Origin of the sequence: Belnapia moabensis DSM 16746 (genome assembly GCF_000745835.1) — a bacterium.
GTDB lineage: Bacteria > Pseudomonadota > Alphaproteobacteria > Acetobacterales > Acetobacteraceae > Belnapia > Belnapia moabensis.
Genome location: NZ_JQKB01000008.1, coordinates 72057 through 95717 on the forward strand (window position 1 = coordinate 72057; position 23661 = coordinate 95717).

Consider the following 23661-nt stretch of genomic DNA (forward strand, 5'->3'; position numbering starts at 1 on the left):
GAAGGCAGAATGCCGCTGATCTGCGTGGCCGCGCCCAAGGGAGGCGTCGGCAAGACCACGCTCGCTGCCAACCTCGCCGATGCGCTGCATCGCGCGGGCCACCCGGTGCTGGCGATGGATTGCGACCCGCAGAACGCGCTCCGCCTGCATTTCGGCCTGCCGGTGCGGGACGCCGCCGGCTTCCTGATGGAACTGCCTCGCCGCCCCGACTGGCGCGGCCTCGTCCGCGACACCGATTCCGGCGTCGCCCTGCTGCCGCATGGGGCGACCGACATCCGCGCCGCGCTGCGCCTCGCCGCCGCGCTGGAGCGCGAGCCGGAGCTGCTGCTGGCCCCGGTGCGCGCCATGCTGGCAACGCCCGGCCTCGTCCTGCTGGCCGACCTGCCGCCCGGCCCCTCGCAGGTGCTGAACCTGCTGGCGCCGCTCGCCGACCTTGTCGTGACGGTGCTGCTGGCCGATGCGACCAGCGCCGCCCTGGTGCCCGAGATCGACAGCGGCCGCTTCCTCGGCGGCGGGACCCTGGCCGCGCTCCACACCAGCCGCGTGCGCGTCGTGCTGAACCAGGTCGAGGCCTCTTCCCGCCTCTCCCGCGCCGTGGCCGAGGCACTGGTCCGCCATCTCGGCCCCCGCCTGCTCGGCGCCATCTGCCGCGACGAGGCGGTGGCCGAAGCGGTCGCCGCCCAGCGCCTGCTGCACGCGCTGGCCCCGGACAGCCCCGCAGCCCTCGACATCGGGGACATCACCCGCGGCATCGCCGCCCTGCTGCCGCCACTGCCCCTGTCCATTGGGCCTCAGTCCATTGGGCCCCTCCCGACGGAACCGGTCGCGCCATGAGCACCAGCACCCGCGACCGGCTCGCCCGCCTGCCCTTCATGCGCAGCCGCATCGGCGGCACTTTTGCCATCCTCGTCGGCCTGACCGCGGCGCTGACGGTGATCGTCGCGCCGCTCGAGCCGAAGGACCAGGCCTATCTGGCGATCGGCGGAGTGATGCTCTTCCTCGCCGCCAATGTCTTCCGCGGCCGCGTGATGACGCTCGCCCTCGCGGCTCTCTCCACCATCGTCTCGCTGCGCTACCTGTACTGGCGGCTGAGCGACACGCTCGACTACACGAGCTTCTGGCAGACCTTCCTCGGCACCGGCCTGGTGATCGCCGAGGTCTATGCCGCCGTCGCGCTCATCCTCTCCTACTTCCAGACGCTCTGGCCGCTCGATCGCAAGCCGGTGCCGCTGCCGGACGATGTCGCCGCCTGGCCGGTCGTCGATGTCTTCATCCCGACCTACAACGAGCCGCTGGAGGTGGTGAAGCCGACCGTCTTCGCGGCCCTCGCCATCGACTGGCCGCCCGAGAAGCTGCGCGTCCATGTGCTCGACGACGGACGGCGCGAGGATTTCCGCCGCTTCGCCGCCGAGGTCGGCGCCAACTACATCACCCGGCCCGACAACAAGGGCGCCAAGGCGGGCAACATCAACCACGCGATGGGCGTCACCAGCGGCGAGTTCATCGCCGTGTTCGACTGCGACCATGTGCCTACGCGCGCCTTCCTCCAGCTCACCCTCGGCTGGCTGCTGCGTGACCGCGACCTCTGCATGGTGCAGACGCCGCACCACTTCTATTCGCCCGACCCCTTCGAGCGGAACCTCGTCTCCGGCTCGCGCGTGCCGAACGAGAACCTGCTCTTCTACGGCCTCATCCAGCAGGGCAACGACTTCTGGGGCGGCACCTTCTTCTGCGGCTCCTGCGCCGTCATTCGGCGCGAGGCGCTGGAGGAGATCGGCGGCGTGCCGACCGAGACGGTGACGGAGGACTGCCACGCCTCGCTGCGCATGCAGCGGCTCGGCTGGCGCACCGCCTATATCCGCATGCCGCTCGCGGCCGGCCTCGCGACCGAGCGGCTGATGCTGCATATCGGCCAGCGCATGCGCTGGGGGCGGGGGATGATCCAGATCCTCCGCATCGAGAACCCGCTGACGGCGAGCGGCCTCGGGTGGTCCGAGCGGCTTTGCTACTTCATGGCGATGTTCCACTTCCTCTTCCCGCTGCCGCGCTTCGTCTTCCTCACCGCGCCGCTCGCCTACCTGCTCGGCGGGCAGACCATCATCGCGGCCTCGCCGCTGGCGATCGTCGCCTATGCCGGGCCGCACATCATCCATTCCATCGTGACGGCGAGCCGCATCCAGGGCCGCGTCCGCCACTCCTTCTGGTCGGAGATCTACGAGGCCGTGCTTGCCGTCTATCTGCTGCCGGTCACGCTGGCGACCCTGCTCGACCCGCGCCGCGGCAAGTTCAACGTCACCGACAAGGGCGGCACGCTGGCCGATGGCTATTTCGACATGCGCGCGGTCGGGCCCAACATGGTGCTCGCCCTCTTCCTCGCCGCCGGCCTCGGCTTCGGCCTCTGGGGACTGATGACCAACCCGAGGCAGAGCCTCGAATTCCAGGCCTACATGCTGAACCTCCTCTGGTGCTCGCTCTGCTTCATCACGGTGATGACCGGCCTCGCCGTTGGGCGCGAGCGGCGCCAGCTGCGCGAGCGGGCGCGGATCAGCGCCGATGTCCCGGCCACCATCCTGCTGCCCGACGGCCGCGCGGTCGAGGGCGAGACGCGCGACCTCTCCCTCGGCGGCGCCGCGGTCTATGCCGACCGCCCCGAGGGCATGGTCGACGACGCGGTGGTGACGCTCGAGCTGCACTGTGGCCATGAGACGATCCCGCTGCCGGCCGAGGTTCTGCGCTGGTCGGAGGGGCGCCTGCAGGTGCGCTTCGTCCCGCAGGACCTGCATGACGAGGGCCGCATCGTCCGCGCCGTGCTCGGCCGCGCCGATGCCTGGATGCCCTGGGACGAGACGCGGATCGACCGGCCGCTGCGCTCGCTGCGCGAGGTGATGGTGAGCATCACCGGCCTGGTGCGCGGCGGCTCGCAATTCTCGCTGCGCCGCCGCGCCCCGGCGATGGCCCACCATGTCCCGGTCATCGCCGAGCCGGAGCGCCCGCCGGCGCCGAGCCGCGTCACGACACGCCGCGCCGCGGCCTGGCTGCTCGTGGGCCTCGGCCTCACCGCCGCCGGCCAGGCCTCGGCGCAGCCGCGCCCCGCCTTCGGCCAGGCCCCAACCTATGCGCCGGCGCCCGCACTCGCCGCCCCCGGCGCGCATGACCCGACGCTCGGGACGCGCCGCATCAGCTATACGCTGCGCCAGCTCGGCCTCCGCTCGCCGATGCAGCTCCGCGGCACCTCCGACCTGCAAGGCGTGCTCTTCGGCGTCCGCGGCGACGAGGTGGTGACGGATGCCCGCCTCGTCATGCAGGGCTCGACCTCGCCCGCGCTGATCCCCGAGCTGAGCCAGATCTCCATCGCGCTGAACGAGCAATTCGTCGGCGCCATCCAGCCGGACCGCAACCGGCCGAATTTCGGCCCGCTAGAATTCCCGGTGAACCCGGTCTTCTTCGCCGACAACAACCGGCTGAACATCCGCTTCTCCGGCCGCTACGCGGTCGAGTGCAACGACCCGCTCTCCGGCCTGCTCTGGGCCGTCGTCTCCGACACCTCGACGCTGAACCTCACCCTGGAGAAGCTGCCGCTGACCCGCGACCTGGCGCGGCTGCCGGAGCCCTTCTTCGACCCGCGCCTGCTGCGCGAGCAGCTGGTACTGCCCGTGATCCTTGCCGAGGGCGCCGGCAACGACGCGCTGCGGGCGGCGGCCATCGCCTCCTCCTGGTTCGCGGTGCAGGCCGACTACCGCACCGCCCGCTTCCCCGTCGCCCCCGTGCCGCCGCCGCGCGGCCATGCGGTGATGGTCGCCACCAGCGGCGACGTCATCCAGGGCGTGCCGCTGCCGCGCTTCGACGGCCCGACCGTCGCCCTGCTGCCCAACCCGAACGACCCCTTCGGCCTCATCCTCGTCCTCGGCGGCCGCACCGGGGCGGAGGCGGTGGCCGCCGCCTCGGTACTCGCGGTCGGGCGCGAGGCGCTGTCGGGCGAGGCGGCCATCGTCCAGCTGCCGGAGATGGCGGCCCGCCAGCCCTATGACGCGCCACGCTGGGTTCGCAGCAACCGCCCGGTGAAGCTCGGCGAGCTGGTCGACCCGACGGAGCTGCAGGTCTCCGGCTACTCGCCCGGCGCCATCTCCATCCCCTTTCGCACCGCGCCCGACCTCTTCACCTGGCGCAACCAGCCCTTGCAGGCCGATATCCGCTTCCGCGCCCCCCCGGGCCCCATCGTCGACGTCGCCGTCTCCCGCGTCGACGCCACCATCAACGACCTCTACCTGAAGAGCTTCCCGCTGCGCGGCCCGGAGCCGGCCTGGCCGCTCTCCGCCGTCGCCGGATGGTTCGGCGGCACCGGCGACCGCTCCGAGGCACGCCTCGGCATCCCGCCCTGGATCGTCTTCGGCCAGAACGAGCTGCAACTGCGCTTCGACATGCGCCCGCTCTCGCGCGGCGAATGCGTCGCCATCCCCGGCGACATCCATGCCGGCATCGACCCGGACAGCACGATCGACCTCTCCTCGGCCTACCGCTTCACCCGCCTGCCGAACCTCGCCTATTTCGCCAGCTCCGGCTTCCCCTTCACCCGCCTCGCCGACCTCTCCACCACCGCCGTCGTCCTGCCCGACCGGCCGAGCACCAGCGAGCTCTCGGCCTTCCTCGGCCTGATCGGCCGCATCTCCGCCCTCGTCGGCCATCCGGCGACCGGTGTGCAGGTGGTGCGGCCCCAGGCGCTGGCCCAGGCGACGGAGAAGGACCTCATCGTCATCGGCGCCCTCGGCCGCCAGCCGGCCCTGCCGCAGCTGATGGCGCACGCGCCGGTGCAGATCGACGGCAACCGCCTCACCGTCGCCCTGCCGGACATGCTGGGCGGCTTCCGCCACATCTTCGGCGCCGGCGACCGGACGGGGGCGGCGGAACGCGCCTCGGCCCAGCTCTCGGCACCGGGCGACGGGCTCGGCGCGGTCTTCGGCTTCGAATCGCCGCTGAAGCCCGGCCGCTCCGTGCTCGCGCTGACCGGCACCACCCCGGCCGCGCTCGAGGACATGGTCGCCGCCCTGCAGGACCGCGAGCAGTTGCCCCGCGTCGAGGGCGACCTCGTCCTGCTCACCGCCGGCAAGCTCCAGGGCTACAGCCTCGGCCGCAGCTACAACACCGGCGTGCTGCCGCCCTGGCTCTGGCCGCAGGTCTATCTCTCGACCAGCCCGGCGGCGCTGCTCGGCCTGCTCGCCCTCGCCGCCCTGCTGGTCTCGGCGCCCGTCTACTGGGTGCTCCGCCGCCGCGCGATCCGCCGCCTGCGCATGAGGACAAGCTGATGCTCCGCCGCGCGCCCCTTATCGCCGCCGCGCTGCTGCTGCCGCCGGTCGCGCTCGCCCAAGGCCAAGCCCAGCCCACTGCCGCCACCGCGGCCCAGGGCGGGCAGGAAGGCGCCATCACCGCCCTGCTCGACCAAGCGAATTACTGGCGCCTGCAGAACCGGCCGGAACTCGTCATCCGCACGCTGGAGCGGTTGCTCGTCGTCGATCCGCGCAATGTCGAGGCGCTGGCCGGCGCCGCCCAGGCGCATGCCCATCTCGGCAACCGCCAGCCGGCCGAAAGCTACCTCGCGCGGCTGCGCCAGGTGGCGCCCGGCGACCCGCGGCTCGGCGAGACCGACATCACCGTCCGCGCCGCGACTGTCGATACCGGCGCGCTGGCCGAGGCCCGCCGCCTCGCCGGGGCTGGCCGCGCCGCCGAGGCGGTGCAGCGCTACCAGGAGCTGTTCCGCGGCGCGACGCCGCCCGACGGCTACGCCCAGGAATACTACGCGACCCTCGCCGGCACCGAGCAGGGCTACCCGGAGGCGCGCGACGGCCTCGCCCGCCTCGCTGCCCGCTCGCCGAGCGACATGCGCCTGCAGCTCGCCCATGCCCAGGTGCTGACCTACCGCGACGCCACGCGCAACGACGGCATCGGCCGCCTCCGCCAGCTCGCCGCCAACCCGGAGGTGGCGAACACCGCGACCGCCGCCTGGCGCCAGGCGCTGCTCTGGCAGGGCCCAAGCAAGGACATGGTCCCGGCGCTGCAATCCTTCCTCGAACGCTTCCCGAATGACGGCGACATCGCCCGCAAGCTGGCCGAGGCGCAGAACCCGCCCGCCGGCACGCCGGACGAGGCGAGCCTCACCCGCATCCGCGGCTTCGAGCAGCTGAACGCCGGTCGCCTGCGCGACGCCCAGCGCGACTTCGAGGCCGCCGTCGCCCGCAACCCGGAGGATGCCGACGCCACCGGCGGCCTCGGCCTCGTCCGGCTGCGCGAGGGCCGCTACGGCGAGGCGCGCAGCCTGCTCGAGCGCGCCATCCGCCTCGACCCCGGGAAGCGCGACCAGTGGCAGCGCGCCCTCGACGGCGCCGGCTATGCCGCCGACCTCGCCACCGCCCGCAGCCAGCTCCAGGCCGGCAACCTCGACGCCGCCGAGCAGACTCTCCGCCGTGCCACCAGCCGCGGCGCCGGCGACCGCGCCGATGCCGATGCGCTGCTCGGCGACCTCGCGCTGCGCCGCGGTGACCTCGCCGGCGCCGAATCCCGCTACCACGCCGCGCTCGGCCGCCGCCCCAATCTCGGCCCCGCCGCCAGCGGCCTCTACGAGGTACTGCAGCAGCAGGGCCGCTTCGCCGAAGCGGAGGAGCTGCAACGCAACGCCCGCGGCCCGCTCGCCGGCGGCGATGCCATGTCCGGCCGGGCGAACGCCATCCGCACCGAGGCCCAGCGCAACCCGGACCCGGCCGCCGCCATCGCCATGCTCCGCCAGGCGCTCCAGGCCGACCCGTCGAGCCCCTGGATCCGCCTCGACCTCGCCCGGCTGCTCGCGCGCCAGGGCAGCGGCGCCGAGGCCCGCCAGCTGATGGAGTCCGCCGCCGCCACCGGCAACCCCGCCTCGCTGCACGCCGCCTCGCTCTTCGCCGAGGAGGATGGCCGCCCCGCCGATGCCGCCGGCTACCTCGACCGCATCCCCGTCCGCCTGCGCAACGCCGACATGAACGGCCTGCTGGCCCGCGCCCGCATCGCCGCCGAGGTGCAGGCGGCAGCCAACCTCATCCGCTCCGGCCAGCAGGCCCAGGGCCGCCTCCAGCTCATCGGCATCGCCCGCCGCGCTGACCCGACCGGCACCAACGCCCAGCTCGCCATCCGCAAGCTCGGCCAACTGAACGATCCGATGGGCGCCGCCGAGGCCGGCCGCGCCGCGCTCGCCGCCAACCCCCGCGCCAGCGCCTCCGCCCGCCTCGCCATCGCCACCGCCCTGCTCGGCGCCGGGGCGGAGGCCGATGCCATCGCGCTCGCCCGCGCCGTGGAGGCCCTGCCCAACCTGACGGGAGAGGAACGCCGCCAGGCCGCCGCCCTGCAATCCGGCCTCGCCGTCCGCGCTGCCGACCGGCTGAACGAGCAGGGCGACCAGGCCGGCGCCTATGACCTGCTCGCCCCCGTCCTGGCCCGCGACCCGACCAACGCCCCGGCCAACCTGGCGCTCGCCCGGCTCTACCAGGGCGCCAACCAGCCCCAGGCTGCCGGCCGCATCGCCGAGGGCGTCCTCCAGGCTGACCCGTCCAGCCTCGAAGCCCGCTTCGCCGCCATGGACGCCGCCATCGCCGCGCGCGACTGGGGCCGGGCCGAGGCCCTGCTGGTCGAGGCCCGCGCCATCAGCCCCGGCGACCTCCGCGTCTCGCTGGCGGAGGCGCGCCTCGCCCGCGCCGCTGGCCAGAACGGCCGTGCCCTGCGCGCGCTGGAGATGGCCGCCGCCCAGCGCCGCTCCCAGGCCACCCAAGGGGGCGACCCCACCGCCGGCAACGGCCCGTTGCTCGCCCAGGCCGGCCGCGACAACCCCTTCCGCCGCGGCGGCCTGCCCGGCACCCCCCTCGCCCCCGCTATCGACCCGGTCGATGCCGAGATCCAGCGCGAGCTCGGCTTGGTGCGCGAGGAAACCACCGCCCGTCTCCAGGGCGCCGTCGCCTACCGCACCCGCTCCGGCACCAGCGGCCGCGACCGGCTGGAGGAGGTCTCCGCCCCGCTCGAAGCCTCCATCGCCCCCGGCGGCCGCATCACCGCGACGGTCACGCCGGTCAGCATCGCCACCGGCAAGCTGAACGCCGACAACATCGAGGGCCTGCGCGCCTATGGCAGCAACGCCCTCGCCCCCGGCCTGCAAGGGACGACGCCCTCGGCCAGCCCCGCCGACCGCCAGCGCCTCACCGCGCGGGACACCACGGCGACTGGCGTCGGCCTCGGCCTCGGCTATGCGCGGGAGAGCTTCCGCGCCGATGTCGGCACCTCGCCCATCGGCTTCCGCGAGCAGAATTTCCTGGGCGGCGTCGAATTCGCCCCCGCCCTCAGCCCGACACTTAAGCTGCGGCTGACCGCCGAGCGCCGCTCGGTGACCGACAGCCTGCTCTCCTGGTCCGGTGTGCGCGACCCGGCAAGCGGCCAGGTCTGGGGCGGCGTAGTCCGCACCGGCGGGCGGGCGCAGCTGGAATACGGCACCGGCCCGGTCGGCCTTTACGCCGGGGCCGGCTACTCCAGCTTCACCGGCCGCAACACCGCCAGCAACAACCGCTTCGAGGCCGGGGCAGGGGCCTCCTACCAGGTCTGGCGGCGGCCGGGCGACGAGCTGACGGCCGGGCTCGACCTCGTCTACTTCGCCTATGACAACAACCAGCGCCTCTTCACCTACGGCAATGGCGGCTATTTCAGCCCGCAGAGCTACTTCGCCGCCAACATCCCGGTCGACTGGCGCGGCCGCGACGGCGACCTCTCCTGGCGGCTCGGCGGCACCATCGGCTACCAGAGCTACCGCGAGGACGCCGCCCGCTACTTCCCGACCGATACCGGCGCCCAGGCCCAGCTCGAATCCGACCCGACCGCCAGGGCCAGCCAGGCGGCCCGCAGCGCCTCCGTCATCATCGGCGGGGTCCGCGGCGACATCGACTATGCCGTGACGCCCAATCTTCGCATCGGCGCCCTGCTGCGCTACGACCGCACCGCGAATTGGAACGAGGCACGCGGCATGTTCTTCGCCCGCTACCGGTTCGACAAGTGATGGACACCTCGCTCACCTTCCCGGAAGGGCCTCGCATGACGGCAGCCGAGCCGAATGCCCTCAGCTATCTCGCCCGCCGCGGCGTCGCGGCGCAGTGGCGCGGCTTCCTCCGCGCCCTGGTCGAGACGTTGGACGCCAACCTCGACGCCGCCTCGCGCGACGCCCTGCTGCGTGCCGTCGGCGCCCGCTTCGCCACCCTGACCCCGTTGCCCGCCTGCGCCGGCCTCGCCGAGCTGGAGGCCCGGGTGAACGAGGCCCTGGCGGCCGCCGATTGGGGCTGGGCCGAGATCGCCCTCGACCCGAACGACCGCGCCCTCGTCGTCACCCATTGCGCCGCCCCCCTGGTGGCGACCGGGGCCGACCCCTCCGGCGGCTGGGTCGGCGCGGTGCTGGAGGGCCTCTACGGCACCTGGTTCGGCGCCCAGCCCGGCGCCGAGCCGAGCCTCGTCCCCCGCCGCACCGGCAGCAGGCCGGGCGTCATCCTCCTCCGCTACGGCCGGGGCTGACGGGGGAGGGGTTCCCCACCCCCCGGTCCATGATATGCGAAGCGCCCGATGAGCCTTTCTCCGCGCCTGCGGGCCCCCTTCGCCGCGATCGACCGCGTCTTCGGCATCCTCGTCGTCCCGCTGGCGATGCTGCTGGCCTCGCTGCTGCTGCGCGCCCTCGGCTTCACCGTCGCGGTGATCGACACGGATGAGGGGCTCTACCTGGTCCAAGCCCAGCAATGGCTGCGCGGCCACTGGCCGCTGGTCGCGGTCTGGGACATGCACCCGGTCGGCGCGCCGGCGGTCTTCGCCGCGGCGATGGCCGTTTTTGGCGAGAGCATCGCCACCATCCGCCTGCTCGGCTGCTTCTGCGTGGCGCTGGCCGCCTGGGCGCTCTATGGCGCGGTGCGAACGGCGGGCGGGCCGCGCGGCATCGGCCTGGCGGCGGGCTTCATCTACATCGCTCATAGTCTCAGGATGGGCGGGCTCGCCACCAATACCGAGATCCTGTTCGCCCCGCTCACCGTCTCCGCCATGGCGCTCGGCATCCGCGGCCTGGCCGGGACGCTCCGCCTGCGGGAGGCGCCCGGCTGGCCCGGGCTGGTCGCCATGGGCCTGCTGATCGGGTCGGCGCTCGCCATCAAGCCGGTGATGGTGGTCGAGGGCTGCCTTTGCTTCGCGCTGATGGTCTTTCCCGCTCTCTGGCTCCGCCTGCTGCCCTGGCGCCGGGCGCTGGCGATGGCCGCTGCCTATGCCGGGCTCTGCGCCCTGCCGACGCTGATCTTCGGCCTGCTCTACTGGTGGCAGGGGGCGCTGGCCGACTTCCTCGACGGCACCTTCCTCGGCCCGCTCCGCTATGCCGAGGGGCGGCTCGGCGGGGTGGAGTCCTTCCACCGCATCCTCGTCGAGATCCTGACTTTGCTCTGGCCCATCGCGCTGGCCGGCACCGCCCTGCTGCGCTGGCTGCCGCGGCGCGGCATCGCCGGGATGCTGGTGCGGGTCGGGCTGATCTGGTTCGCCGCCGCCAGCGTCGGCGTCGCCTCGCCGGGCTATTTCTACCCGCACTACTTCCTGCTGTGGCTGCCCTCCCTCGCGCTGATGGCGACCTTCGGGTGCTGGCGCCTCGCCCGCTGGCTGCCGGCGCACCGCCGCGCCCCCGGCTTCGCCCTGCTGGTCGCGGTGGTGATGATCGGCTCCTGGCGCGCCGACGCCACCGCCCGCGTCGACCGCGGCATCGGCCTGTTCGAAGCCGACCCGGTGGTCGAGATCACCCGCCTGATCCGCGCCGAGCTGAAGCCGGGCGAGACCATCTTCGTCGCCAACTACCATCCCGTCATCTACGCGCTGACCGATGCGGCGCTGCCGACGCGCTTCGTCTTCCCCGCCCAGCTCACCGGCGAGTTCACCGACATCGCCGGCATCAACACCGATGCCGAGGTGGCGCGCATCATGGCGACCCGCCCGCGCTTCGTCGTCATCGACCGCGGTTGGTGGCCGCGCCTGCGCGAGAGTGCGGCGGCCATCATCACCGAGGCGCTCGAGAGCGACTACCACCAGGTGGGCGAGGTGCCGGAGGAGCGCGGCCCGATCGAGCTCTGGGCACCGAAATAGTCCGGGTGGGGTTGCAAGCCCCGCCTTCTGGCGCATGATCCCCGGCAAGATTGAAGGGGGAGAGAGGCATGGCCGAGTTGCGCATCCTGGCCGAGGGGCTGCGGTTCCCGGAGGGTCCGGTCGCCATGCCGGATGGCAGCATCATCCTGGTCGAGATCGCCGCCGGCACCCTCACCCGCGTCGCCCCGGACGGGACGAAGACCACCGTCGCCCGCCCCGGCGGCGGCCCGAACGGCATCGCCCTCGGCCCGGACGGCAAGATCTTCTGCTGCAACAACGGCGGCTTCCTCTGGCACGAGGAGCCGGGCTTCATCCGCCCCATCGGCCAGTCGCCCGACTACAGCGGCGGCCGCATCGAGGTGATCGACCCGCGATCGGGCGATGTGCGCGTGCTTTACGACCGCTGCGGCGACCATAAGCTGAAAGGCCCGAACGACATCGTCTTCGCGCCCAAGGGCAGCCCCGGCGACGGCGGCTTCTGGTTCACCGACCTCGGCAAGGTCCGCGCCCGCGACCGCGACCATGGCGGCGTCTACTGGGCCGCGACCGACGGCTCGAAGATTGTCGAGGCCGCCTACCCGGTCTTCGGCGGCGCCAACGGCATCGCCCTCTCGCCCGACGGCCGCACCCTCTACGCCGCCGAGACGGAAACGGGCCGCCTCTGGGCCTGGGACATCGAAGGCCCCGGCGTGGTGCGCAAGGACCCCTGGCCCTCCTCGAACGGCGGCCGCGTGCTCTGCCAGTTCCCCGGCTACCGCCGCCTCGACAGCGTCGCCGCGACGGCCGCCGGCAACATCTGCGTCGCAACGTTGGTGAGCGGCGAGATCACCACCGTCTCCCCCAGCGGCGAGATCATCCGCGTGGTGAAGATGCCGGAGCCGATGCCCACCAACCTCTGCTTCGGCGGGCCCGACCGGCGCACCGCCTTCATCACCCTCTCCACCACTGGCAAGCTGGCTGCGATGGGGTGGGACGAGCCCGGCCTCCACCTTCCGCACAACTGAAGGGACAGGGGATGACGCTCTGGGTCCGCTACGACCGCGACCGCGACGGCGCCGAGGGCTTCGGCGCCCTGGAAGGCGAGGAAATCGCCGTCCATGCCGGCGAGTTCTTCGGCACGCCCGCCCCGACCGGCAAGCGCCTGCCGCTCTCGGCGGTGCGCCTGCTGCCGCCCGTGCAGCCCGGCGCCTTCATCGGCCTCTGGAACAACTTCCACGCCGCCGCCGCGAAGCAGGGCAACGCTATCCCCGAATTCCCCCTCTACTTCCTGAAGAACCCGCGCTGCGTCATCGGCCCCGGCGCCGCCATCCACCCGCCCGCGGGCTATGACGGCAAGGTGCTCTACGAGGGCGAACTCGGCATCGTCATCGGCCGCGAGGTCTCGGCAGTCGACGAGGCGGAGGCCGAAGCCGCCATCTTCGGCTACACCGCCGTGAATGACGTGACGGCGCTCGACCTGCTGACCGCCGACGCCTCCTTCCCGCAATGGGCGCGGGCCAAGGGCTGCGACACATTCGGCCCCATCGGCCCCGCCATCGCCACCGGCTTCGACTGGCGATCGGCCCGCGTCACCGTCGCGCTCAACGGCCGCACCCGCCAGGACTACCCGCTCGCCGACATGATCCTGCCGCCGGCGCGCATCGTCTCGCTCATCTCGCGTGAGATGACGCTGCATCCCGGCGACGTCATCGCCTGCGGCACCTCGCTCGGCGCCCTGCCGATGCGCCCCGGCATGCAAGTCGCCGTCACCATCGAGGGCATCGGCGTCCTGGAGAACCCCTACGCCCCCTCAATGTAGGATGGAGGCGGCCGCCTTGCGGTATCCCGCCCGCCGCTCCGGCGGCACCGGGTGCCGGCCAGCGACCCGCTCCAGCAGCAGCCGCGCATCCTCCTCCAGCCCCGCCTTCATGGCGGCATCGAGGAAGAACTGCTCCAGCACGTCCTGCTGCGCGTGGCTGCCGCCGAGCGCATGCATCCCGCCGAGCGCCGGCCGCATCGCCGCCACCGCACCGGCGAAGTCCCCCCGCCCATGCTTCAGCACCGCCTCGCAGATCGGCAGCGCATACTGCCCGATGATTGCGGCATTCCCGCCGTTATGGCTTCGCGCATAGTCGCGCACCGCCTCCAGCATCCGCTCCGCCGCGCCGAAGCGCCCTGTTACCACCAACGCCATCATGAAATGCGGCAGGTTGAAGCCCTGCTGGCAATCGCCGATCCGCGCCTCCGACTTGTCGGCCAGCTCCGTCCAGCGCGCCCCGCCATCCACGCCCTGCAGCCGCAGCCGGTAGAGCATGGAGACGGCATTCTGCATGTCGATGGCGAGGTCCGGCATCGCCTGCGTCACCGGGCTCTCCAGGTTGCGGAAATTCCGGTCGTAGAGCGCCAGCACCTGGTCGTGCTCGCCCCGCTCGTAGTGGAACAGCGCCCGGTGCCACCAGAGGTGATGGGTGAGGTTGTTCCCCCCCTCCCAATGCTGCTCCAGCCCCGAGGTCCAGGCGATGCCCTCGCCACGCCGCCCCTGCATCTCCATCACATGCGCGACCGCATGCGTCGCCCAGAGATCCGCCGGGTTGATGCCGACCGCCGCCCGCCCGGCGGATTCGCCGACCAGGTAGTTGCCGCACTCCTCATTGGCGAAGGCCTGGCAGGCCAGCACATTGTGGTAGCCCGGCTGGTCCGCCCCCCAATGCGGCAGCACGCCGGTGACGGCCGCCAGCATCATGTCGGCCCGCCCCCGCCAGAAGGCGTTGTAGTGATGCAGCCGGAGCGCCAGCAGGTCATGCGGATGCTCGGCCATGATGCCCGTCCAGGCCGCGAGCGCGCGCGCCATATCGCCCTCCGCCCAGGCCGCCAGCGCCGCCGCATGCGCCCGCTCGCGCGCCGTGCCGCGCTCGGCGAGCGCTCCCGCCTTCGCCGCCGCCTCAAGCGCCGCCGGAGCGAAGGCGGAGTTGGCCGCCAGCATGGCGAAGGTGCCCTTCAGCAAGACCAGCATCGGGCTCTCCGGGTCGAGCTTCAGCGCCGCCTTGAGCCGTTGCGAGGTATCCGCCCGGTAGAGCAGGAACCCCTCCAGCGTCCGGTCATAGCCCGCCGCCGCCTCGGCCGAGGCCACCGTCATCGGCAGGCCCTGCGCGTCCTTCTGCATGCGTTCCCTCATCCTTCGGAAGTCTTGTCGAAGCTGGCCCATAGCTGGTGTCCTTCCGCCGCTTTGCTGCGGAAGGCTTGCGAGGAGTTGAGAGTCGGCCGGCCTCAATGCCCGGCGCGGCCCGCCAGCCATAGCGTGAGCAGGCCGATCCCAGCCAGCAGGTCATCCGTCTCCATCGCCTCGTCCGGGTTGTGGCTGCCATTGCGGTTGCGGATGAGCAGCATTCCCGTCGGCACCCCGGCCGCGGCGAAGTTGTTGGCGTCATGGCTGCCCGGGCTGTTGAGCCGCGGCGGCGCCAGGCCCCGCTGCCGCGCCGCCGCCGCCGCCAGCTCCTCGAGAATCGCCGCATCCATCACCCCCGGCGCCGCCGCGCTCCGCGGCCCGAGATCGATCGCCACCCCCCGCCGCGCCGCGACCGCTCCCACCAGCCCGTGCAGCTTCGCTTCCAGCGCCGCCAGATGCGCCGGCTCATAGGCCCTAAGGTCGAGACTCATCTCGAACGCCCCCGGCACCACCGTCATCGCATGCCGCTCCACCAGGGTATGGAACCGCCCGATGGTCACCGCCATCGGCCGCCGCCCCGCCTCCTCGTCGAGCCAGAGCCGCTCCAGCGCCAGCGCCAGCTCCGCCCCCGCCAGCGCCGCATCGTGGCGGAAGCGATGCGGCAGCCCGGTATGCGCATCCTCCCCGGTGATGCGGATATGCGGGTGCCGCACATTCCCCGGATTGGCCAGGCACAGCGCCACGGGCTGCCCCGCCTCGATGAGCTGCGGTGCCTGCTCGATATGGACCTCGACATAAGCCCCGATCCGCCGCGGGTCCCGCAGCGGCCGCCCGAGCGCCCCGGGATCGCCCCCGCACCCCGCGATGCAATCCCGCAGGTTGCGCCCGCCCCGCGCATGCGGCAGGTCGAGCGCCCCCTTCGGCAACCGCCCGAGCAGGCTCCGGCTGCCGATCAGCCCGAGCCCGAACCACACCGCCTCCTCGCAGCGCAGCGCCAGCACCTCGATGGTGGCGCGCGGCCGGAACCCCTCCGCCCGCAACGCCGCGATGGCCGCGAGCCCCGCCACCACCCCCGCCGCCCCGTCGAAATTCCCGCCATGCACCACGCTGTCGAGATGCGAGCCGACAAGCACCGGCGCCGCCGATGGGTCGCTCCCCACCCAGCGCATGGTGAGGTTCGCCCCCGCATCCACGCCGCATTCGAGCCCGAGCCCCCGCGCCGTCTCCGCCATCAGCGCCATCGCGGCGTTCTCACCCGCCCCGAAAGCCTCGCGGGTGATGCCGGGCGGATCGGCGCCGATCTCCGCCAGCCGGTCCAGCAAATCCTGGACGAGCCTCAAAGCCCAAGCTCCGCCAGCACCGCCTCCGTATGCTCGCCGAGGCCCGGCGCCGGCACGCTCCACGCCCCGATCCCCGGCAGCTTCGGAAAGGGCAGGGTGCCCAGCCCCGGCTGCTCCAGCGGCACCGCCGCGCCGACCGCCTGCACATGCGGGTCCGCCAGCCAGTCGAGCGGCGTGTTGACCAGGTCGCACAGCATCCGCGCCGCCTGATAGCGCGTCACCCATTCGGCGGCGGGCGCCTTGGCGAAGGCCTCCCGCAGCATCGGCAGCAACGCCTCCCGATGCTCCGCCCGCGCCGCGAAGCTGGTGAAGCGCGCATCCTGCGCCAGCTCCGGCAACCCCGCGATGCCGCAGAGCGTGGCGAATTCCGGCTCCCGCAGCATCGCCACCATGAACCAGCGTCCATCGCTTCCCTGGTAGGTCCCGGAGGGCACGTTGGCGAGCGGCGGCACCCGCCCGAGCAGCCCCTGCTCGGCGACGTTGAAGGCCATCAGCGCCGCCGCCGACTGCATCAGCGACACATCGAGCACCCGCCGCTGCGGCGCCGCCCCCGCCACCCTGTCGCGCGCCTGCCCCGCCAGCGCCGCCTGCACCGCCGCGAAGGCCGAGATGCCGGTGACCATATCCACCGTCATCAGGTTGCCGGTGCGATGGGGCACGCCATCCATGCCGATATTGAGCGAGACCATCCCCGAATAGGCCTGCGCCACGCTATCCGTGCAGGGCCGCTCCGAATGCGGCCCCTGCTGCCCGAAGCCCGAAATCGAGAGGAAGACGACATCCGCCTTCCCTGCCTCCGGCACAACGCCGATCCGCCGCGCGACGCCGGGCCGGAAGGCCTCCAGCATCACATCCGCCCGCGCCGCCAGCGTGCGGAAGGCCGCGCGGCCCTTCTCCTCCTGCAGATCGAGCACCACGCTCCGCTTGCCGCGGTTGAAGGTGACATGCATGGCGCTCTGCGTGCCCTCCCGCGTCGAGAGCCCCCGCGACCAGTCCCCCGCCGGCGGCTCCACCTTCAGCACCTCCGCCCCGCAGGCCGCGAGCAGCGTCGCGCAATAGGGCCCGGCGATGCCCTGGCTCGCATCCAGCACGAAGAGCCCTTGATACGGCTGCATGGCGTTTCCTCCCGCGTCTTCACCCCCTATCCTGCCTGGAACGACGGATGAGGGAAGGGGAGGGGATGCGGATCACCCGAAGGACGGCGCTCGGCCTGCTCGCGGCGGCACCAGGGCTGGCGAAGGCCGAGGACTGGCCATCCCGCCCCGTCCGCTTCGTCATCCCCTATCCGCCCGGCGGCCCGACCGACATCCTCGGCCGCGTCATCACCACCCGCCTGGCGCAAGACCTCCGCCAGCCCATGGTGGTCGAGAACCGCGCCGGCGCCTCCGGCGTCATCGGCTCCGAGGTCGTGGCCCGCGCCGCCCCGGACGGCGCCACCTTCCTGGTCAACGCCTCCATCCACCTCATCATCCCGCACCTGAACCCGTCGATGCCCTTCGACGCGGTCGCCGACTTCACCCCCGTCACCAACATCGCCATGGTCCCGCTCGTCGCCGTGGTGAACCCCGCCCTGCCGGTGAAGACCATCCCGGAGCTGATCGCCTATCTGAAGGCGAACCCCGGGAAGGTCTCCTACGCCTCCTCCGGCAACGGCTCCGCGCTGCACCTGGCCGGCGAGATGTTCAAGCTGATGACCGGGACGGAGATGGTCCACGTCCCCTATCGCGGCGCCGGGCCGGCGGTGCAGGACCTCATCGCCGGCAACATCCAGCTGATCTTCGACAGCATCCCGAGCAGTGCCGCCGCGGTCCGCGCCGGCCTGCTCCGCCCGCTGGCGGTGACGACCGCGAGCCGCGTCGCCGCCTACCCGGAGCTGCCGACCGTCGCCGAGGCCGGCGTCCCCGGCTTCGAGATCGCCACCTGGTACGCCATCTGGGGCCCGCCCCGCCTGCCGCCCGCCATCGCCCTCCGCCTGCAGCAGGCCGTCGCCGCCGCCGTCCAGGCCCCCGAGGTCCGCGAGCGCCTCGCCACCCTCGGCGCCGACCCCGTCGCCGACAGCCCCGAGCGCTTCGCCGAGTTCTGCCGCCGCGAATTCGACCGCTGGGGCCGCCTGGTCCGCGAAGCGAATGTGAGGCTCGACTGATGCGCGCCGTGGTCTGCGAGTCCTGGCGCGAATTCGATGCGCTCGAACTGAAGGACATCCCCCCGCCGCCGCTCCGGCCGGGCGGCGTCCGCATCCGCGTCGAGGCCGCCGGCGTCTCCTTCGCCACGCAACTCGTCGTCGCCGGCAAGTACCAGCGGAAGCCCCCGCTGCCCTTCACCCCGGGGACGGAGATCGCCGGCACCGTCATCGAAAGCGCCCCCGACGTGCCGGACCCGCTCCCCCCCGGCACCCGCGTCTTCGCCGTGCTGGACTGGGGCGGCATGGCCGAGGAGGCGGTGGCCGACGCCATCCACGTCATCGCCATCCCCGACGGCCTCCCCCTCGAGCCCGCCGTCGCCATGCCCATCAGCTACCCGACGGCGGCCAGCGCCCTGCTCTGGCGCACCCGCCTCGCCCCCGGCCAATGGGTGCTGGTCCACGGCGCCGCCGCCGGCGTCGGCTTGGCCGGCCTCGAAGTGGCCCGCGCCCTCGGCGCCCGCGTCATCGCCCGCTGCGGCGCGGCGAAGCGCGGCATCCCGCTCGCCCGCGGCGCCGACCTCGTCCTCGACAGCGCCGAGCCCTTCCGCGACGCCGTGCGCGAGGCGACCGGCGGCACGGGCGTCGCCGCCGTGCTCGACACCCTCGGCGGCCCCGTCTTCGACGAGTCCCTCCGCTGCCTCGGCGATGGCGGCACGCTCGTCACCATCGGCTTCGCCGCCGGCGGCATACCGCAACTGCCGGTGAACCTCCTGCTGCTGAAGAACATCGCCGTCGCCGGCCTCAACTGGGGCACCTATGTCGGCTGGTCCCCCGGCGACAACCGCCTTCTCCACGCCCCCCGCGCCCGCGCCCTATGGGGCCAACTCGTCCAGTGGTGGACCGAAGGCGCCCTCCGCCCCGAAGTCCATGCCGGCTTCCCCCTCGCCCAATTCCGCGAGGCCATGGCCGAGGTCAGAGGCCGCCGCGCCAGCGGCCGGGTGGTGCTGCGCCCGCACGAGGCGTAGCCTGCCCGGATGAGCGAGACCAGCGCGCCGCCCGCCAAGCCCGACCCGCGCCTCACCGCCGCCATCGTCGCCAGCGCGCTCTTCATGCAGAACCTCGACAGCGCCGCGGTGACGACGGCGCTGCCCTCCATGGCCGCCGATCTGGGTGTGGAGCCCGCCCGCCTCGGCGTTGCCATCACCGCCTATCTCGTCTCGCTCACCGTCTTCATCCCCGTCTCCGGCTGGGTCGCCGACCGGTTTGGCGCGAAGCGCGTCTTCATGGCCGCCATCGCCATCTTCACCCTCGCCTCCATCCTCTGCGGCCGCGCCACCGGTGTGCCGGAGATGATCGCCGCCCGCGTCTTCCAGGGCTTCGGCGGCGCGATGATGGTCCCCGTCGCCCGCCTCCTCCTGCTCCGCCAGGTCCGCAAGGAAGAAATGCTGAGCGCCATGACCTGGCTCACCATGCCGGCCATGATCGGCCCGATCAGCGGCCCACCCCTCGGCGGCTTCCTGACCGACGCCTTCGGCTGGCAGTCAGTCTTCCTCATCAACGTCCCGATCGGCCTGCTCGGCCTCGCCCTCGTCGCCTGGAAGATCGAGGACATCCCCCCCGGCGACCCCGGCCCGCCCGATGTCATGGGTCTCGTCCTGATCGGCCTCGCGCTCGCCCTCTTCATGTTCGGCCTCGAGACCATCGGCCGCGGCGTCGTCCCCGCGGGCATCGCCGGGGCGGCGCTGGTCCTCGGCCTGATGTTCGGCTGGGCCGCCATCCGCCACTGCCTGCGGGCCAAGCGCCCCGCCCTCGACCTCTCGCTGCTGCGGATCACCACCTTCAACCAGGGCACGCTGGCCGGCAGCCTGTTCCGCATCGGCGCCGGGGCGACGCCCTTCCTCGTGCCGATGCTGCTCCAGGTCGGCTTCGGCAAGACCGCCTCGGCGGCCGGCCTCGTCTCCTTTGCAACGGCTCTCGGCGCGCTGGTGATGAAGCCGCTTGCCCGCCCCATCCTCCGCCGCTTCGGCTTCCGCACCGTGCTGCTCGGCACCTCGGTCCTGGCCGCGGCCGGCGTCGCCGTGGCGGCGCTCTTCACCCCGTCCTGGCCGCTCGCGGCGATCTTCCTGCTGCTGGCGGCCGGCGGACTCTTCCGCAGCCTTCAATTCACCGCGCTGAACACCCTCTCCTTCGCCGACATCCCGGCCACCCGCCTCTCGGCGGCGACGAGCTTCTCCGGCACGGTGCAGCAGCTCGCCCCCGCCCTCGGCGTGGTCCTGGCGACGACGAGCCTCGAAGTCAGCAAGTCGCTCAGCGGCCACCACGTGGCGGAGGTGCCGGATTTCGCCGTCGCCTTCATCGTCGCCGCGCTGGTGGTCCTGGCCTCCTGCCCCTTCTTCCTCCGCCTCGCCCCCGACGCGGGCGCCGAGGTCAGCGGCCACCGGCGGATCGCCGCCCCCGCCGAGTAGCTCAGTCGACGATGAACAGCTTCGCCCCGATGCGCGTCGAGGAGCGATGCGGCTCGTCGCCGAAATCGGAAACCCGGTAGCCCATCCCCGGCGTCAGGGTGAAGCGCCGCCCGTCCTTCAGCTCCGTCTCCAGCTCACCCTCCAGCACGTAGAGGACATGCCCCCGGTCGCACCAGTGATCGGCGAGGTATCCCGGCGAGTACTCCACCTCCCGCACCCGGAGGTCGCCGACCTCGAGCGTGCGCCAGACGGCCTCGCCCGTCTCGCCGGGATGCCGCGTCTCGGCAACGCCGGCCCAATCGGTGACGGTGAAGGGAAGGGCAGGGATCTTCATTCCGCGGGCGCCGCTCCAACGGGTGCCTGCCGCCGCTTGAAGGTCAGGCGCCGCGCCAGCCCATCGAAGCCGAGATAGAGCACCGGGGTGACGAAGAGGGTGAGCACCTGCGATACCGCGAGCCCGCCGACCACCGCAAGCCCGAGCGGCTGCCGCAACTCCGCCGCCGCGCCCCATCCGGCGGCAATGGGCACCGCACCCGCACCCGCCGCCAGCGTCGTCATCAGGATCGGCCGGAACCGCAGGAGGCACGCCTCCCTGACCGCCGAAAAGGCCGTCGCCCCCGCACGCTGCCGTTGCAGCGCGACATCGACGATCATGATGGCGTTCTTCTTGACCAGGCCTATCAGCAGCAGCACGCCAATGACGGCGATCACGGAGAGGTCGAGCCCAAAGGCATAGAGCGTCAGGAACGCCCCCAGCGCCGCCGCCGGCAGGCCGGAGAGGATGGTCAGCGGATGGATCAGGCTCTCATACAGCACGCCGAGCACCAGATAGACGATGGCGATAGCCGCCAGCACCAGCGCGCCTTGCCCCGCCAACGCCTCCTGAAAGACCTGCGCCGCCCCGCTGAAGCCGGTCACGATGGTGGGTGGCATCCCCACCTCCCGCTCCGCCGCGCGAATGGCGTTCACCGCATCCCCCAGCGCCACCCCCGGCGGCGTATTGAAGCCGATGACAACGGCCGGCAGCTGCCCCTGATGCGAGACATTGAGCGGCCCCGACTTCCGCTCGATGCTGGCCACCGCCGAGAGCGGCACCAGCCGCCCCGTATTCGACCGGATATAGAGCTTCGCCAGCCCCGTCTCGTCCCGCTGGTCCTCCGGCAGGGCCTCGAGAATGACTTGGTAGGCATTCGCCTGCCCGTAGAGCGTCGAGATCTGCCGCGTGCCGAAGGCCGAGAACAGCGCCTGCCGCACCGCATCCACCGAGACCCCGAGCGAGGTCGCCCGATCCCGGTTGACGTTCACCTGCACCACCGGGCTGTCGATCTGCAGATCGGTGTTCACGTCCTGCAGCTGCGGGATCTTCAGCAGCTGCTGCTCCATCCGCTGCGCCCAGTCATAGAGCTCCTCGAGCCTCAGCCCCTGCAACGAATAGAGATACAGCGTTCGCGTCTGCCGCGAGCCGAAATTGAGGTTCTGGATCGGCTGGACGAAGACGCGGAGGCCGGGGATCTGGCTCGTCTCCCGCCGCAGCTGCTGGATGACCTGGACGATGCCGGGCCGCTCCGCCGCCGGCTTCAGCTCGACGAACATCCGCCCCTGGTTGATCGAGATCGAGCCGCCGGCCGCGCCGATATTGGAGACGACATTGGCGACCGCGGGGTTCTGCCGCAGCTGCCGCGAGAGCTGGCCCTGCATCTCCACCATCGCCGCATAGGAGGCCCCGCGCGGCCCCTCGGTGTTGATGCTGAGCAGCCCGGTATCCTCGATCGGGAAGAAGCCCTTGGGGATGACCACGGCCATGTACCCCGCCGCCCCGAGCGAGGCGAAGAAGGCGATCCACACCAGGAAGCGGAAGCGCAGCGCGAAGTCGAGCATCGCCGCATAGGCGCGCTCGATCGCGCTCAGGAAGCGTTCCAGCACCCGCTCCACCAGTCCCGGCTTGCTATGCGCCGGCAGGCGGGAGGCCATCAGCGGCGTCAGCGTCAGCGAGACGATGCAGGAGGCGATGACCGAGAGGCAGACGGTCGCCGCGAAGGCGTTGAACACCCGCCCGACGACGCCGCCCATCAGCAGGATCGGCAGGAAGACCGCCACCAGCGAGAGGGTGATCGAGAGCACGGTGAAGCCGATCTCCCGCGAGCCCTTGATGGCGGCCGGGATGGGCGCCATCCCCTCCTCGATATGCCGCATGATGGCTTCCAGCACGACGATCGCGTCATCCACCACGAGCCCGACAGCGATGGTCAGCCCGAGCAGCGTCACGTTGTCGATGCCGTAGCCCATCAGGTACATCAGCCCGAAGGCGACGCAGAGGCTGATCGGCACCGCGACGGTCGGGATCAGCGTCGCGCTCAGCTTGCGCAGGAAGATGAAGCAGACCAGCACCACCAGCCCGATGGCGATGGCGAGGCTCTCCTGCACGTCATGCACCGCCGCCCGGATCGAGAGCGAACGGTCGAGCATGACGTTGATCTTCGCCCCCGGCGGCAGCGCCGCCTCCAGCGCCGGCAGGCTGGCCTTCACCCCATCCACCACATCGACCGTATTCGCATCCGGCTGCCGCAGCACCGCCAGCACCAGCGCCCGCTCGTCGTTCCGCCAGGCCGCGATGCGGCTATTGGCGACGCCATCGGCGACCGAGGCGATCTCGTTCAGCCGCACCGGCGAGTTCGGCCGCCCGGCGACGACGAGGTTGCCGAAGGCCGCCGCATCCTGCGGCTGGTCGTTGGCGCGCAGCGTCAGCTGCTGCCGGTCGCCATTCATCAGCCCGACCGGCGTCGCCGAATTGGCCTGGGCGATCGCCTGCTGCATCGTGTCGAAGGCGAGCCCCATCGCCGCCATCCGGTCCGGGTCGAGCCGCACCCGCACCGCATAGAGCTGCTCGCCATAGGTCTGCACCTGCGCCACGCCCTGCACGCGCGACAGCGCCGGGCTGACGATCGTGCTCACCAGGTCGTTCAGGTAATACAGAGGCTTGTCGCCCCCCGAGACCGTCAGCAGCACCACCGGCGCATCCGCCGGGTTCACCTTGCGGTAGTTCGGCGGCACCAGCATGTCCACCGGCAGCCGCCGCTGCGCGCGCGTCAGGGCGGCCTGCACATCCTGCGCCGCCGCATCGATGTTCTTGGTCAGCACGAACTGCACGGTGATCTGCGAGGTGTCCTGCCCGTTGATCGAGCTCATCGAATCGACGCCCGCGATGGTCGATAATTCGCGCTCGATCGGCAGCGCCACGCTGGTCGCCATCGTCTCCGGGCTCGCCCCGGGGAAGTTGGCGAAGATGGTGATGACAGGGAAATCGACCCGCGGCACGGCCGCCACCGGCAGCCTCGTATAGGCGATGATGCCGGCGATGATGGCCGCGATGGAGAGCAGCCCGGTCATCACCGGGCGGCGGATGCAGAGTTCGGAGATGTTCATCCTGGCCTTCGCCCC

At 72.2% G+C, this 23661-nt stretch carries 15 protein-coding genes; 10 read left to right on the forward strand and 5 right to left on the reverse strand.

Annotation, left to right across the window (positions count from 1 at the left end):
- Positions 1 to 9 precede the first annotated feature (9 nt).
- From bcsQ to EP26_RS07370, 7 genes are all read left to right on the forward strand, one after another.
- Positions 10 to 834: a cellulose biosynthesis protein BcsQ gene (gene bcsQ / locus EP26_RS07340; protein ID WP_043337474.1), complete on the forward strand. Its 825-nt coding sequence runs from the start codon at positions 10 to 12 to the stop codon at positions 832 to 834.
- The gene (bcsA, locus tag EP26_RS07345) at positions 831 to 5300 is read left to right on the forward strand and encodes a UDP-forming cellulose synthase catalytic subunit (protein WP_052388912.1); all 4470 of its coding nucleotides are present in this window, start codon (positions 831 to 833) and stop codon (positions 5298 to 5300) included. The genes bcsQ and bcsA overlap by 4 nt, the downstream gene beginning before the upstream one ends.
- Complete coding sequence (locus tag EP26_RS38075) at positions 5300 to 9055, forward strand: cellulose biosynthesis protein BcsC (protein WP_043337475.1); 3756 nt, start codon at positions 5300 to 5302, stop codon at positions 9053 to 9055. The genes bcsA and EP26_RS38075 overlap by 1 nt, the downstream gene beginning before the upstream one ends.
- A 35-nt stretch (positions 9056 to 9090) precedes the next feature.
- Entirely contained in the window at positions 9091 to 9561 is a 471-nt protein-coding gene (bcsD, locus tag EP26_RS31785) for a cellulose biosynthesis protein BcsD (RefSeq protein ID WP_169747370.1), read from the forward strand.
- A gap of 48 nt (positions 9562 to 9609) precedes the next feature.
- Positions 9610 to 11151, forward strand: a complete 1542-nt coding sequence (locus EP26_RS07360) for a glycosyltransferase family 39 protein (protein ID WP_043337477.1) — start codon at positions 9610 to 9612, stop codon at positions 11149 to 11151.
- Positions 11152 to 11219: 68 nt separating this feature from the next.
- Entirely contained in the window at positions 11220 to 12155 is a 936-nt protein-coding gene (locus EP26_RS07365; RefSeq protein ID WP_043337479.1) for an SMP-30/gluconolactonase/LRE family protein, read from the forward strand.
- 11 nt (positions 12156 to 12166) lie between these two features.
- Positions 12167 to 12949, forward strand: coding sequence for a fumarylacetoacetate hydrolase family protein (locus EP26_RS07370; protein ID WP_043337480.1), 783 nt, complete (start codon positions 12167 to 12169; stop codon positions 12947 to 12949).
- On the opposite strand, the gene EP26_RS07375 is transcribed toward EP26_RS07370, so the two are convergent.
- From EP26_RS07375 to EP26_RS07385, 3 genes are all read right to left on the reverse strand, one after another.
- Positions 12941 to 14293 carry a tetratricopeptide repeat protein gene (locus EP26_RS07375; RefSeq protein WP_052388914.1) on the reverse strand — a complete coding sequence of 451 codons (1353 nt, stop codon included), beginning with the start codon at positions 14291 to 14293 and terminating at the stop codon, positions 12941 to 12943. The genes EP26_RS07370 and EP26_RS07375 overlap by 9 nt on opposite strands.
- Positions 14294 to 14397: 104 nt before the next feature.
- On the reverse strand, positions 14398 to 15636 hold the full coding sequence (locus tag EP26_RS07380) for a hydantoinase/carbamoylase family amidase (RefSeq protein WP_043337481.1): 1239 nt from the start codon (positions 15634 to 15636) through the stop codon (positions 14398 to 14400).
- Positions 15633 to 16751 carry a CaiB/BaiF CoA transferase family protein gene (locus EP26_RS07385; RefSeq protein ID WP_052388915.1) on the reverse strand — a complete coding sequence of 373 codons (1119 nt, stop codon included), beginning with the start codon at positions 16749 to 16751 and terminating at the stop codon, positions 15633 to 15635. The genes EP26_RS07380 and EP26_RS07385 overlap by 4 nt, the downstream gene beginning before the upstream one ends.
- A 47-nt stretch (positions 16752 to 16798) precedes the next feature.
- Here EP26_RS07385 and EP26_RS07390 point away from each other — a divergent pair, with 47 nt between their 5' ends.
- Genes EP26_RS07390 through EP26_RS07400 form a run of 3 tightly spaced genes read left to right on the forward strand, consistent with a single transcriptional unit; the run spans position 16799 to position 20223 of the window.
- A complete protein-coding gene (locus EP26_RS07390) occupies positions 16799 to 17779 on the forward strand; it encodes a Bug family tripartite tricarboxylate transporter substrate binding protein (RefSeq protein ID WP_084112373.1) in 981 nt (326 codons plus the stop codon).
- The gene (locus EP26_RS07395; protein ID WP_043337484.1) at positions 17779 to 18783 is read left to right on the forward strand and encodes an NADPH:quinone oxidoreductase family protein; all 1005 of its coding nucleotides are present in this window, start codon (positions 17779 to 17781) and stop codon (positions 18781 to 18783) included. Before EP26_RS07390 ends, EP26_RS07395 begins: the two co-directional genes overlap by 1 nt.
- Positions 18784 to 18792: 9 nt before the next feature.
- On the forward strand, positions 18793 to 20223 hold the full coding sequence (locus tag EP26_RS07400) for a DHA2 family efflux MFS transporter permease subunit (protein ID WP_043337485.1): 1431 nt from the start codon (positions 18793 to 18795) through the stop codon (positions 20221 to 20223).
- 1 nt (position 20224) lies between these two features.
- Here the strand turns inward: EP26_RS07400 and EP26_RS34680 are convergent, their stop codons facing one another.
- Together EP26_RS34680 and EP26_RS07410 are read right to left on the reverse strand one after the other, a co-directional pair.
- Positions 20225 to 20557, reverse strand: a complete 333-nt coding sequence (locus EP26_RS34680; RefSeq protein ID WP_043337487.1) for a DHCW motif cupin fold protein — start codon at positions 20555 to 20557, stop codon at positions 20225 to 20227.
- Positions 20554 to 23646: an efflux RND transporter permease subunit gene (locus tag EP26_RS07410; protein ID WP_043337488.1), complete on the reverse strand. Its 3093-nt coding sequence runs from the start codon at positions 23644 to 23646 to the stop codon at positions 20554 to 20556. Before EP26_RS07410 ends, EP26_RS34680 begins: the two co-directional genes overlap by 4 nt.
- Between the last annotated feature and the right edge of the window lie 15 nt (positions 23647 to 23661).

What these genes read in the sequence shown, in the direction of transcription:
- EP26_RS07385 (WP_052388915.1), bottom strand. Translation starts at nt 16,751, where the DNA reads ATGCAGCCGTATCAAGGGCTCTTCGTGCTGGATGCGAGCCAGGGCATC.
- bcsQ (WP_043337474.1), top strand. Translation starts at nt 10, where the DNA reads ATGCCGCTGATCTGCGTGGCCGCGCCCAAGGGAGGCGTCGGCAAGACC.
- EP26_RS07375 (WP_052388914.1), bottom strand. Translation starts at nt 14,293, where the DNA reads ATGCAGAAGGACGCGCAGGGCCTGCCGATGACGGTGGCCTCGGCCGAG.
- EP26_RS07395 (WP_043337484.1), top strand. Translation starts at nt 17,779, where the DNA reads ATGCGCGCCGTGGTCTGCGAGTCCTGGCGCGAATTCGATGCGCTCGAA.
- bcsD (WP_169747370.1), top strand. Translation starts at nt 9,091, where the DNA reads ATGACGGCAGCCGAGCCGAATGCCCTCAGCTATCTCGCCCGCCGCGGC.
- EP26_RS34680 (WP_043337487.1), bottom strand. Translation starts at nt 20,557, where the DNA reads ATGAAGATCCCTGCCCTTCCCTTCACCGTCACCGATTGGGCCGGCGTT.
- EP26_RS07360 (WP_043337477.1), top strand. Translation starts at nt 9,610, where the DNA reads ATGAGCCTTTCTCCGCGCCTGCGGGCCCCCTTCGCCGCGATCGACCGC.
- EP26_RS07370 (WP_043337480.1), top strand. Translation starts at nt 12,167, where the DNA reads ATGACGCTCTGGGTCCGCTACGACCGCGACCGCGACGGCGCCGAGGGC.
- EP26_RS07365 (WP_043337479.1), top strand. Translation starts at nt 11,220, where the DNA reads ATGGCCGAGTTGCGCATCCTGGCCGAGGGGCTGCGGTTCCCGGAGGGT.
- EP26_RS38075 (WP_043337475.1), top strand. Translation starts at nt 5,300, where the DNA reads ATGCTCCGCCGCGCGCCCCTTATCGCCGCCGCGCTGCTGCTGCCGCCG.
- EP26_RS07410 (WP_043337488.1), bottom strand. Translation starts at nt 23,646, where the DNA reads ATGAACATCTCCGAACTCTGCATCCGCCGCCCGGTGATGACCGGGCTG.
- EP26_RS07390 (WP_084112373.1), top strand. Translation starts at nt 16,799, where the DNA reads ATGAGGGAAGGGGAGGGGATGCGGATCACCCGAAGGACGGCGCTCGGC.
- EP26_RS07400 (WP_043337485.1), top strand. Translation starts at nt 18,793, where the DNA reads ATGAGCGAGACCAGCGCGCCGCCCGCCAAGCCCGACCCGCGCCTCACC.
- bcsA (WP_052388912.1), top strand. Translation starts at nt 831, where the DNA reads ATGAGCACCAGCACCCGCGACCGGCTCGCCCGCCTGCCCTTCATGCGC.